Below are 12,376 nucleotides of genomic sequence, written 5' to 3'. Positions count from 1 at the left end.
TGGAGCAGAGATTCCTCGACACGGGCGGAATCCGGATGCATGTCACCGAGCAGGGGCAGGGCTACCCGGTCGTGTTCTGTCACGGCTTTCCGCACACCGGGTTCATCTGGCACCGGCAGATCGACGCCGTGGCCGAGGCGGGATACCGGGCCATCGCGCCCGACCTGCGCGGGTACGGCCGAACCGAGGCGCCCGCTGATGTCGCCGCCTATACCAATGCGGCCGTGATCGGCGACCTCCTGGCGCTCCTCGACGACATCGGCGCCGAGAAGGCCGTGTTCGTCGGCCTCGATTTCGGTGCCCAACTGGTGTGGGAACTGTCGCTCCGCGCTCCCGAGCGGGTCGAAGCCGTTGTGGTGCTGAACAATCCGTACTCGCCGCGCCCGCCGCGCCCGCCGTCGGCGTTCTGGACCAAGGCCGCCCAGCGTCACTTCCTGCACCTGTCCTATTTCCAGCAACCCGGCGTCGCCGATGTCGAACTCGCCGCACGGCCGCGGGAATTCCTGTCCCGCGTCTACTTCTCCCTCTCCGGCGACTACCACTATCTCGACACCTGGAAGAACCCGCCGGGTCTGGGTTACCTGGATGTGCTGCCCCAGGCGCCCGCGCTGCCGTGGGCCTGGCTCACCGAGGACGAATTCGACACCCTCGCCACCGAATTCGAACGGACCGGTTTCACCGGAGGCTTGAACTGGTACCGCAACCTGGATCGCAACTGGGAGCTCTCCGAGCCTTTCGCCGACGCCCGGATCGAGGTCCCGACGTACTTCCTCTACGGCGAGAACGATCCCGACATGGAGGGCTTCAGCGGTCGTGACCCCCTCGCCACGCTCCGTGCCAATGTCACCGACCTTCGCGCGGTCGTGGAACTTCCGGGGGCGGGCCACCTCGTCCACCTCGAGCGAACCGACGCGGTCAACGACTTCCTGATCGCCGCGCTACGGGAGGTCGGCGTCGATCAGCGCGCGCGGTCGTAGGTCAGGAAATCTCGCGGTGAGCCTGCTCGCGTAGTCGTTCGGTGGAAAACCGCGAAGTGGCGGTACTTTTGATGGGAGGCAGATCAGGCGAACCACGGGAAAGGACGCGGCCTCTTGGAGATTGCGCTCGGAGCCGATGAACGGACGGCGAGCTAGTGTTCGCGCGCTGGGGCGATCTGGTCCATCGATTCCGGTTCGCGGTACTCGGCGTCGTCGTGGCCGCATTGCTGGCGCTCGGCGGGTACGGCCTGGGATTGCACGATGAGCTGAGCTCGGGCGGCATGGACGATCCCGGCTCGGAATCCGCGCTGGCAGGGCGCTTGGCGGACAGTGCCTTCGGTCGCAACCACGACCTCGATGTGGTGGTGCTCTACACCGCGCCGCCCGGCCGGACCGTCGACGATCCCGAGTTCAGCCGCAAGATCGTCGACAACCTCAACAGCCTGCCTCGTGCGTATCCCGGCGCGATCTCCGGCGTCAACGGGGCCTACTGGCCGACGGAAACGGGCCGGGCGAGTGGTTCGCTGTTCGCGACCCCTGACCGCACCCGTGCGGTCGCCGCCGTGGCCATCGTCGGCGACAACGACACCGAGATGCTGCGCAACACCAGAAAGGTGAAGGACGCCTTCACGATTCCCGGTGTCGATGTGCAGGTGGGCGGCCTGCAGCCGGTGGCGGGAACACTCAACGACACCCTGTCCGACGACATTCGGCGGATGGAAGTCCTCGCCTTCCCGGTGGTCGCCCTGCTGCTGTTCTTCATCTTCGGCGGTGTGGTCGCGGCCGCGCTGCCGTTGATCGTGGGTGGGTTGACGATGGCGGGTGCGAGCGGGATCGTGCGCACCTTCACCTACGTCACCGAGGTGAACTCTTTCGTCGCGCCGGTGGTGTCGATGATCGGCGCCGGATTGGCCATCGACTACGGGCTGTTCATCGTGAGTCGCTTCCGTGAGGAACTCGCCGAAGGCTACGACACCGCGTCGGCGGTGCGGCGCACGATGACGACGGCGGGGCGCACCGTGGTGTACTCCGCGACGATGATCATCGCCAGCGCGGGCGGCATGCTCTTGTTCCCGCAGGGGTTCCTGAAATCCATCGCCTACGGCGCCATCGCGACTGTGTCGCTGGCGGCGCTCACCGCGATCACCTTGCTGCCCGCGATGCTCGCGATCCTCGGTGCGCGCGTAGATCTGTGGGGCAGCAGACGGCTGCGGCGAACGAAGTCCGCGCACGAGGTGGAGAACGGTTTCTGGGGTCGGAGCACCCAGTGGGTGATGCGGCATCCGGTGAAGGTCGCGGGTGTGCTGTGCGTGGTGTTGGTGCTGCTGATTCTGCCCGCCCGCAACCTCGCCTTCGGTGGCTTCAGCGAACGATATCTACCGCCGGACAACAGCACTCGCGTCGCGCAGGAGCAGATCGACGCGACCTTCCCCGGCCGCCGATCGGATCCGATCGACCTGATCTTCGTCTCCGACGACAGCGTCGCGATCGGTGCGGCCCTGAAACTGGCCAACCGGGCACCCGGGCTGGCGGCGAAGTTCGAACTGCCGTCGCGTTCGCCGGTGCAGTCCGATGTCTACCGCACCACAACGACGCTCACAGACTCCGATGCGGCCGGTGACACCATCGAGTACCTGCGCGGCATCGAACTTCCCGACGGGGTCCAGATGCTCGTCGGCGGTGTCCCCACCATCCAGAAGGACAGCATCGACGCGCTGCTCGAGCGCATCCCATGGATGATCGCCCTCGTCCTGTTCGTCACCACCTTGCTGATGTTCCTGACCTTCGGTTCGCTGGTCCTGCCGATCAAGGCCGCCCTCATGAGCGCGCTCGGCCTCGGCTCGACGCTGGGCATCCTCACCGTGATCTTCATCGACGGTCATGGCGCGAGTCTGCTGAACTTCACCCCGCAACCCATCCAGGCCAACATGCTGGTGATGATCATCGCCATCATCTACGGCCTGTCCACCGACTACGAGGTCTTCCTGCTCTCGCGGATGGTCGAAGCGCGGGCCGCGGGTGCCTCCACGACGGAGGCTGTTCGCATCGGCACCGCCCACACCGGCCGCATCATCACCGCCGCCGCCCTGATCCTGCTCGTCGTCACCGGCGCCTTCGCCTTCTCCGACCTCGTCCTCATGCAATACGTCGCTTACGGCATGATCGCCGCGCTCATCATCGACGCCACCGTGCTGCGCATGCTCCTGGTCCCCGCGACGATGAAACTGCTCGGCGACGACTGCTGGTGGGCTCCCACCTGGATGAAGGCCGTCCACGCCAGATTCGGACTGGGCGAATCACCGTCCTCGGCAACGACAGCGGCAGATTGTCGGACCTCTGACATACGGTGACCGGAGATCTGTCACGCCGTGTGTTCGGTTGCCATGAACGGAGTACTGATGAGCCGCCATATTCAGATCACCTTCGACGCGCACGATCCGGCCGCGCTGTCGACCTTCTGGCGGGATGCGCTGGGATACGTGCATCCGGGGCCGCCGGGCGTCGAGGTGCCCGCCGGGGTGGACCCGCTCGTGGTGTGGGATCAGTTCCTCGCACGGATCGGGGTTCCGGCGCAGGAGCGGAACTCGAAATCGGCGATCGAGGATCCAGCGGGTCACGGTCCGCGGGTGTTCTTCCAGCGGGTACCCGAGGGCAAGGCCGCGAAGAACCGGGTTCACCTCGATGTGCGGGCGGCGCCCGGGTTGCAGGGGGACGAGCGGATGGCGGCGTTGGAGACCGAGTGCGCGCGACTGGTCGCGCTGGGTGCGCAGCGGGGCGAGCGCTTCGAGCCCGAGCCGCCGATGAGTGCCGGGTGGATCGTGATGACCGACCCCGAAGGCAACGAGTTCTGCCTCGATTAAATTTGACAGTCTTGTCAGAGTTAGAGGCGGGCGGCTAACTTCGACCTCATGAAACACGCTCCGATACGCGCACTGGCCCTGCTCACCACCGGTCTTCTCGCCGGTGCGTTCGGCTACGGTGCCGCGAATCTGGTCCCGACTTTTCATCGGGTCCCGCTGCAGATGCGCCTGGAATTCCACACCGAGCTCATGCAGAACAACAGCATCAGCATGCAGCTCACCATGGCCGCCGCCGCGCTGAGCTGCCTCGTCCTGGCCGTCGTGCAGACGGGCAGGGACCGGGCGCTCGCCGCGGCGGCCGCGCTGCTCGTCGTCGGATCGTTCCTCATCACCCGGCTCGGCAACGTGCCGATCAACCACAAGATCAACGCCTGGGCTGTCGACGGCGCGCCCGCCGACTACGCCGACATCCTCGCGCGGTGGGATCTGTTCCACTTCCTGCGGACCGGGACAGCACTGGTCGCGTTCGCGCTGATCATCGCCCTGGTGGTGTGGCGTGCCGAGGAGCAGAAGCGAGAGTTTCGCCGTGCGGACGAGGGGGTCGGGGCTACCGTGGGTTGACCACGACGGCGTGGTCACGTGGCTGCCACCGGAAGGAAGCCCGGGGATGCGGTATTTCGACTTTCGCGGAACTTCGATCGCCTATGACGAGGCGGGTGCGGGGCCCCCGATCGTCTTCCTGCACAACCTCGGCGGCGATCGTCACATCTGGCGTGCGCAATTCGACGCCCTGCGGCAGACGCATCGGGTCTTCGCGATCGACCTCATCGGCTACGGCGATTCCGACGCTCCCGACAGCGGATACACCGTCGAGAACTATCTGGCCATGGTCACCGCGTTCTTCGAGGAGCAGGATCTGCGCGATGTGACGCTGGTCGGCCACTGTTTCGGCAGTGCGCTGTCGCTGCTCTACACACAGCGCAATCCCGACCGGGTGCGGTCACTGGTGCTGAGCAGCCCGCTGACCCCGGCCACTCTGCGGCCGACCCGCACCGCGTGGGCGGCGCGACTGGGTCGGCGCGTGCACATCGACGCACTGCTTGCCCGTGTGCGCATTCCCGGCCTGCTGGCGGGACTGATCGTGGCGGAACAGCTGGGCTCGGAGAAGGCGCCGCACGCGGCGGACATCGTCGCGCACCTACGCGAGAGCTGGACCGAACCCCGCCGGCTGATGGTCACCGCCGCGATCTCCCGGGAGATCCCGCGGCTCGGCGAACTGGACGAGTTCGTGCCGCCCCCCGGCTTTCCGTCCATCACCACGGTCTGGGGCAGCCGCAATCGAGTGCTGTGCGCTCGCGCCGGCGCCACGCTGAACCGCACGTTGGCGCCGTCTCGGGCGATCGTCGTGGAGGGTGCGGGGCACCTGGTGATGGTCGAGGCGCCCGATCAGGTCACCGCCGCGGTGCGCACCGCGACGACGGGCGCCCGCGTCGTCGATTCCTAGTACGAACGAACCACCGCCGGGGGTGAATCCCGCTCCGCTGCGACATGCGGCGGAGCGGGCGCTGTTGCTCGGTGAACCGAACTTGTCGGTGCGCGAAGTTAGTCTGCTCTCATGGACGGACCGGACTCTGCGCTACGCCGCTTGACCCGCGAGGCGGGAAAGCTGTTGCGGCCATATGGCTTTCACGGAACGGAAGCATCCTGGACCCAGGTCACCGAGGGCGGGGTCGCCTCGATCCGCCGCACCCGCGTCCAGCGGACCTGGACAGACGGTCAGCAGGCGCTCGGATTCGGTCTCGAGCTCAGCGCGACGCCGACCGCCTGGTGGGAATACCGCGCGTGGCGTGACGCTGTGCGCGACCTCTCGCCGGCGGCGCTCGAGCAAGCCACCGGTCCCGGCGTGATCGACAACCACGGCCTGAGCGCGGAGCTGACCGAGTTGTGGTGGCTGCGCGTCGATCCGGCCCACCGGGAGCGCCCCGCACTCCAGGCCGACGTCGACGCCGTGCGCGCCGACTTGCCGGTGCGCGTCCATGCCTACGCGCGCCGGGCACTGCGATTGCTCGAACCGGACGCCTATCTGGACGAACTACTGGCGGACCCGAATCCACGGCCTGCCGTGCTGGAGGCGATCATCGTTCTGCTCGCCGAACACGGGCCGGGACCGCGACTCGACGATGCGGTGACCCAGTTCCGATTATCCGTCGCCGACCCGAACGAGTCGGGCGCCGAGGACGTCATCGCCTACCTGCGCGGCCGAGCCGTTCCGGTCTGATCGCCCTGCTCGAGCAGCCGGACGGACGGCTCGCCATTATCATTCCGCCCGTGGGAGATGCGGTACAGGAAGATGCCCGGCGGATTCGCCCCGGCAACCGGAAGGACTTCGGTGTCGCCGCCGAACTCTTGGCGACCTCCTTGGCGAATGATCCGGCGAGCCTGTGGCTGCACCCGAAGGAATCCAGCCGCAGAACCCGGCTCGTCCGCTCGTTTCGATTCTCGCTCGATGACGCCCGCGATTGCAGCGACGGCGTCGACCTCGCGCTCGACAGCACCGGCGCGATCGTCGGCGTCGCGGTATGGCTGGCCACCTTTCACATCCTGCCGCGAGCGACGCTGGGTCGACAGCTGAGATCGATCCACACCTACGGTTCGCATGCCGGACGTGCCAGTGCCGGTGCGCGCGCGACCTACGCGGCAGGCGTGCAGGAGCAGCATTGGCACTTGCTGGCCGTGGGCGTCTCCGCGGCGGCGCGTGGGCACGGACACGGACGGGAGCTGATCGCGGCGGGAATGTACCGAGCTGCCGCGGACGGCGTTCCCGTGCACCTGGAAACGACGAATCCCCACAACCTGTCCTTCTATGAACGCCTCGGATTCGAGACGACCGGGGTGCTCGACCTTCCGGGTGGCGGCCCGCGCAGATGGCTCATGCGTCAAGTGCCGCAACCGATCCCGAATCCCGCTCGGGACCGGCGACCGCGCAATACCTGAAGGCGCTCCGAAACGCGAGAAGTTCGCGATGGAAATTGTTGTGGAAATCCATGACAATTCCGCGGAAAGGGAATTGGAACGTCAAAACCTGTGCACGGTGATAGCGGTCCGTGTGGTGGCCGTGATCTGATCGAGATGTCCCGAAGCTGGGATGCTTCACAGAGTGCAAATAAGGATGACCGTATGAACTCCAGAATTTCCCGTCCGCTCGCCGTCGCCGCGATCGCGCTGTCCGCCGGTGCGATCGGCGCAGGCACCGCCACGGCCGCGGCGCCTGCGCCCGTCTCGGGTTCGGTGGAAGTGTGTGTCCCCCTTCCGCTCCCGGTGCTCGAGGTCAGCTTCTGCCTGTAACCGACTGACACGGCTAAATGCGGCGGTGGCGACACCGTTCACGGAGTGAAGATGTGCGCGGCTCCGGTTCGGATCCGCCACCGCCGCACCGTTGTGGACCCGCAGGCCCGCGGGTTTCTTTGTCGGAAAGCATCATTGATCCAGCCTTCTCTTACTCTTTGTCACAAGTGAAGGTTGGACGGGGGATTGTCGTTCACGGTAGTTTGGGGGCTTGCCCAGTGATCTGGGTGGGAAGGATTCATCATGGCTGGCGCAACGTCCATCGAGCCGTTCCTGACCGTTTCGGGGCGGCCGGTGTCGAACCCCTTGAAGGATGTACGGACGATATCCCGCCAGATGGTGGTGCATTTCATCGAGAATGTCGTGCCGTGCGGCACGCTGCCCGGCGAAGCACTCGACGGAGACGTCACCACGGTGACCCGCGTCTGTCTCGAGCTGACCAGGAGCATGCTCGACGGCCGCGATATCCCGGGACGGGTCGAGCGAGTACAGGCCGCCGCCGCCGATTGGGCGCGCGAGGGAATCCCGATCGACACCATTCACGACGCCGTGCACGAGGGCTTCAAACTGGGCTTCGATCTCGTCATCACCAACGTCACCAATCATGACTACGACACCGTGATCGGGGTGGCTCGGCGGCTGATGGACGCCCAGAAGATGATCACCTCGGCGGTCTCGGTGGCCTACGTCCGCGAATTGCGATCGGTGGACAGCGAGCACCACACCGCGGTGCACACCCTCACGTCGGCGCTGCTCGGCGGCCAGAACACGTCGACGATGGCGCGCGAATGTGGCATCGAGGTCGCCGATCGCTATCACGTGATGGCACTCGAACTCCCGCCGCACGCAGAGGAATTCGATCCCACTCTGGACGCGAAAGTCGTCGCGCGACGGAAATTGCGCCGCGTGCAGGCAGAACTGGCGGACCGCTGTGACGGGAAGGTGCTGTCGCTGTTGAGCGTGGACGGCGGCACGCTACTGTTGCCCGCGCACGAATTCACCCAGGTGGAATTGGATGAGCTGATCGTGCACCTGTCCGCCGCGGCGCAGGTGCCGGTGCGTGCGGTGGCGACGTCGGCGACGCCGTCCGAAATCCCGCACGCCGCCGAGCAAGTCCATGAACTCGTCGAAATCGTGCATCGGTTCGGTGGTCCGAGCAAGGTATATCGCCCGCACGAATTGGCCTTCGAATATCAGCTGACCCGGCCGGGCCCCGCGCGCGATTATCTGAGTTCCATCGTCGATTCCCTCGAAGCGCATCCGGAACTACTACGCACGCTCGAGGTGTACATGTCCACGAATATGCAGCGGTCACGGACCGCGCGCATGATGTTCATCCACACGAACACCGTCGACTACCGATTGAAAAGGATCGGCCAGATGACCGGGTTCGACCTCAACGACGTGTCCGGTCTGTGTCATCTGCGCGCCGCTCTGTTGATCCGGGCCCACCGCGGGTCCGGATCAACAGAGCTCTATCGGCCCCCGAGTGAAACCAGTTCGCGCGCGGGCTGATCACATGGGGTAGAGCGGGTGCTTACGCGGGTTGAACTCCGGCTTGACCGGCGGCTTGTCGCGCAGCAGACGCAGTGCGTGCCGGATCTCGAGGCGGGTGCGTGAGGGCTCGATCACCGCGTCGATGTAGCCGCGCTCGGCGGCGACCCACGGGGTGGCGATGGTCTCGTTGTACTGGTTGATCATGAAATCGCGCGCCGCGGCGCGGTGTTCCTCGGGGACAGCGGCCAATTGGCGTTTGGCGGCGAGGTCGACCGCACTTTCGGCGCCGATCACGGCGATCCGGGCGGTCGGCCAGGCGAAGCTGACGTCGGCACCGACCTGACGGCAGCCCATCATGCCGTAGGCGCCGCCATAGGACTTGCGCACCACCAGGCTGATGATCGGTACTGTCGCCTCGATGATCGCGCGCGGCATCCGGCCGCCCCGGATGATCACGCCCGCGTCTTCCTGATCGAGGCCGGGCAGCACGCCGGGAGTATCGGTGACGAAGATCAGCGGGATGTTGAAGGCGTTGCACAGCCGGATGAAGTAGGTGCCCTTGTCGGAGCACGCGGCGTCGACGGACCCGCCGAGGACCAGCGGCTGATTGGCGATCACACCGACCGGATAGCCGTCGACCCTGGCGAACCCGGTGATCAGGTTCGGGGCGAAAGCCGCCCGGATCTCATGGAATTCACCATCGTCGAACAGGCGCAACAGGACGTCGTGCATGTCGTAACCCGCACGATCGGAATCCGGGATGATCGTCTCGAGTTCCAGGTCGTAGGCGGTGATGTCGGGTTCCAGGCCGGGATTGACGACCGGCGGCTGTTCGAGGCAGCTCGACGGCATATAGCTGAGATAATTGCGGGCCCAGTCGAAGGCTTCCTGCTCGTTGTCCGCGACGTGATGCAGGGTGCCACGTTTGGCCTGCACCTCCGCGCCGCCGAGCGCCTCGGCGCTGATGTCCTCACCGTTGACGGCCTTGATCACGTCGGGCCCGGTGACGAACATGTAGGTATCCTTCGTGCCGACGAGCACGTCGGTATTGATCGGTCCGTAGACCGAGCCCGCCGCGCATTTGCCGAGCATGATCGACACCTGCGGCACATAGCCCGACAGCTTCTCCAGAACCCGGGTCATATCGCCGAACGAGGCGAGTGAACCGGCCGCGTCCTGCACCCGCGCGCCGGGGGATTCGTTGATCGTCACCACCGGGCAACCGTTGTCGAACGCGAGTTTGAGCGCCTGCATGAACTTGCGCGCCGCCGTGATACCGACCGACCCGCCGTACACGGTCGGATCATGAGCGATCACGATCACTGTCCGGCCATGGATCAGCCCACGACCGGTCACCAGTCCGTCGCCGTAGAGGGCATCGGGCTGTCCGGGCTGACGTGCCAACGCTCCGATTTCGATGAATGTCCCAGGGTCGAGCAGCATGTTCATCCGCTCGCGAACGCTCGGAACGCCCTTCTTCGCTCGCTTCGCTACGGCGGCCTCACCTGCTGGTTCCGCGGCGATCGCCAGAATCTCGGCCAGCCCGTCGAGCTTCGCCTTGGTACTTACCACGCTTACTGCCACCTTCCAACCAACTCAAATGCTGTGCGCGACGGTAGTCGAATCACGGTGTGGCAGCGCGATAAGCGGGGGAGGCGGGAGAGGTCACAAAGTCTCGGTCGGCGATCTCATCGCATTCTCTACACCGAGCTCAGCGGTCCTCGTGGGTGGACGCGGTGACCGGCCAGATCGGCAGGCGAAGGGCGGCGGTGGCGGTGGCGGGCACGACGGGGTCGTTCGGTGCCACCGCGGCGATCCGCTGGTAGGGATCGCCGGGTGCGGGGCGTGGATCCGGTTCGCCCTTGTTGGGCCACAGCGCGGCCGCGCGTTCGGCCTGGGCGGCGATCGTCAGTGACGGATTGACACCGAGGTTGGCCGAGATCGCCGAACCGTCGACGACGCTGAGACCGGGGTAGCCGTGGACCCGGTGATAGGGGTCGATGACGCCGTCGCTCGCATCGGTACCGATCACGCAACCGCCGATGAAGTGCGCGGTCATCGGGACGTTGAACACATCGGGCCAGGTACTGCCCGGTGTGGCACCGAGTTTCGCGGCGACGTGCCGGGTCGCCTCGTGCCCGGGCGGGATCCACGACGGGTTGGGTTCGCCGAAACCCTGCTTGCTGGTGAACCGGCGGCCGAACACCCCGCGCCGGGTGTAGGTGGTGATCGAATTGTCCAGGCTCTGCATCACCAGCAGGACCAGCGTGCGCTCGCTCCACCGGTTGGTGCGCAGCAGTCGCACGGTCTGCACCGGGTGTCGCCCGGCGATGAGCAGCACCCGCGACCATCGCGGCAGGCGCTGATCGCCGTCGACCAGATAGGTGTTGAGCAATCCCATGGCATTGGACCCCTTGCCGTAGCGCACGGGTTCGACGTGGGTGTTCGGCGTGGGGTGGAACGAGGACGTGATCGCCACGCCCTTGGTGATGTCGACGGCGGGGTCGACCTCGGTGCGTCCGGCGCCGAGGATGGCTTCGGAGTTGGTGCGCGTGAGCACACCCAGTCGCGGTGAGATCCCGGGAAGCACCGCGGTGTCGCGCATGCGGAACAGCAGATGCTGGGTGCCCCAGGTACCCGCGGCCAGGACGACATGTCGCGCCGACCGGGTGGCACGGTGTTTGCGGATCCAGCTCCCGGTGCGTTCGGTGTCGACCAGCCAGCTGCCGTCGGGTCGGGGCCGGATCGCGGTCACCGTGGTCATCGGCGAGACCACGGCGCCGGCCCGCTCCGCCAACCCGAGGTAGTTCTTGACGAGGGTGTTCTTGGCGCCGTGACGGCAGCCGGTCATGCATTCCCCGCACTCGATGCAGCCGGTGCGCGCGGGACCGACGCCGCCGAAGTAGGGGTCGGCGGCGGTCCGGCCGGGTTCGCCGAAATACACCCCGACCGGGGTCGGCACGAAGGTGTCACCGACTCCCATCTCGTTGGCTACCGACTCGATGATCGTGTCGGCCGGAGTCATGTGCGGATTGCGCACGACGCCGAGCATGCGGCGGGCCTGGTCGTAATGGGGGCTGAGCTCGGCGTCCCAGTCGGTGATATCGGCCCACTGCCGGTCGCCGAAGAACGCCGATCCGGGTTTGTACAGGGTGTTGGCGTAGTTGAGCGAACCACCGCCGACCCCGGCGCCTGCCAGGATGAAGCAGTCGCGCAGGCGGTGAATGCGCTGGATGCCGTAGCAACCCAACCGTGGGGCCCACAGATACCGGCGCAGATCCCAGTTGGTCGCGGCGAAGTCCGCGTCCGCGAACCGGCGACCGGCTTCGAGGACACCCACGGTGTATCCCTTTTCCACCAGGCGCAGGGCAGTGACGCTGCCACCGAACCCGGATCCGACGATCAAGACGTCGTAGTCGTAGGAAGGGGCGGCGGCGTTGCCGGGAGAGTCTGCTGACACGGACCCGACGGTAGAAGCCCGCGTGCCGACGCGACTGATTCGGCGCGCCGACTGGCAGAACTCACGATCTCGGGCGCGTAGTTATGGCACGGATGACAGCCGAAGGCCCGCCCACGTCCCGCACCTGGTGGGACGGGTGGGATGCCACCTCGAATATGTTGTAGGTCAACATGATTGATAGGATTTCGCAGTGAGTGGATGGTCCGGGACCGCAGACCTTGGCCGTCCACTCACTCAGGGGAGATACTTGTTCAACCAGCGGGCATCGCGACGCCTGCCAGCGGTCATCTCAGCGC

General features: G+C 66.2%; 11 protein-coding genes. 9 read left to right on the top strand and 2 right to left on the bottom strand.

Annotated features, from left to right (window positions below; translation table 11 throughout):
- Positions 1 to 35: 35 nt before the first annotated feature.
- The 9 genes from ACWGCN_RS04230 (at position 36) to ACWGCN_RS04190 (ending at position 8,638) form a co-directional block, all read left to right on the top strand.
- Positions 36 to 977, top strand: coding sequence for an alpha/beta fold hydrolase (locus ACWGCN_RS04230; protein WP_452459257.1), 942 nt, complete (start codon positions 36 to 38; stop codon positions 975 to 977).
- A 155-nt stretch (positions 978 to 1,132) separates the two neighbouring features.
- On the top strand, positions 1,133 to 3,328 hold the full coding sequence (locus ACWGCN_RS04225) for an MMPL family transporter (RefSeq protein ID WP_378995098.1): 2,196 nt from the start codon (positions 1,133 to 1,135) through the stop codon (positions 3,326 to 3,328).
- A 48-nt stretch (positions 3,329 to 3,376) separates the two neighbouring features.
- On the top strand, positions 3,377 to 3,838 hold the full coding sequence (locus ACWGCN_RS04220; RefSeq protein WP_452459255.1) for a VOC family protein: 462 nt from the start codon (positions 3,377 to 3,379) through the stop codon (positions 3,836 to 3,838).
- Positions 3,839 to 3,886: 48 nt separating this feature from the next.
- Positions 3,887 to 4,399, top strand: a complete 513-nt coding sequence (locus ACWGCN_RS04215) for an anthrone oxygenase family protein (protein WP_378995094.1) — start codon at positions 3,887 to 3,889, stop codon at positions 4,397 to 4,399.
- Between the two features lie 46 nt (positions 4,400 to 4,445).
- On the top strand, positions 4,446 to 5,282 hold the full coding sequence (locus ACWGCN_RS04210) for an alpha/beta fold hydrolase (protein ID WP_452528962.1): 837 nt from the start codon (positions 4,446 to 4,448) through the stop codon (positions 5,280 to 5,282).
- 111 nt (positions 5,283 to 5,393) lie between these two features.
- The gene (locus ACWGCN_RS04205; RefSeq protein ID WP_452460240.1) at positions 5,394 to 6,056 is read left to right on the top strand and encodes a hypothetical protein; all 663 of its coding nucleotides are present in this window, start codon (positions 5,394 to 5,396) and stop codon (positions 6,054 to 6,056) included.
- A 50-nt stretch (positions 6,057 to 6,106) separates the two neighbouring features.
- Positions 6,107 to 6,772 carry a GNAT family N-acetyltransferase gene (locus ACWGCN_RS04200; protein WP_452460241.1) on the top strand — a complete coding sequence of 222 codons (666 nt, stop codon included), beginning with the start codon at positions 6,107 to 6,109 and terminating at the stop codon, positions 6,770 to 6,772.
- 183 nt (positions 6,773 to 6,955) lie between these two features.
- On the top strand, positions 6,956 to 7,123 hold the full coding sequence (locus tag ACWGCN_RS04195; RefSeq protein ID WP_378995084.1) for a hypothetical protein: 168 nt from the start codon (positions 6,956 to 6,958) through the stop codon (positions 7,121 to 7,123).
- Between the two features lie 243 nt (positions 7,124 to 7,366).
- Entirely contained in the window at positions 7,367 to 8,638 is a 1,272-nt protein-coding gene (locus ACWGCN_RS04190) for a PucR family transcriptional regulator (protein ID WP_452460242.1), read from the top strand.
- Here ACWGCN_RS04190 and ACWGCN_RS04185 read toward each other — a convergent pair whose 3' ends face one another.
- A complete protein-coding gene (locus tag ACWGCN_RS04185) occupies positions 8,639 to 10,192 on the bottom strand; it encodes an acyl-CoA carboxylase subunit beta (protein WP_378630165.1) in 1,554 nt (517 codons plus the stop codon).
- Positions 10,193 to 10,331: 139 nt separating this feature from the next.
- Positions 10,332 to 12,080 carry an FAD-dependent oxidoreductase gene (locus ACWGCN_RS04180; protein WP_452460243.1) on the bottom strand — a complete coding sequence of 583 codons (1,749 nt, stop codon included), beginning with the start codon at positions 12,078 to 12,080 and terminating at the stop codon, positions 10,332 to 10,334.
- Between the last annotated feature and the right edge of the window lie 296 nt (positions 12,081 to 12,376).

Source organism: Nocardia sp. NPDC055050 (genome assembly GCF_053608345.1).
The sequence above is the reverse complement of the archived record's forward strand: the minus strand, read 5'-3'. Positions and strand labels throughout refer to the sequence as shown.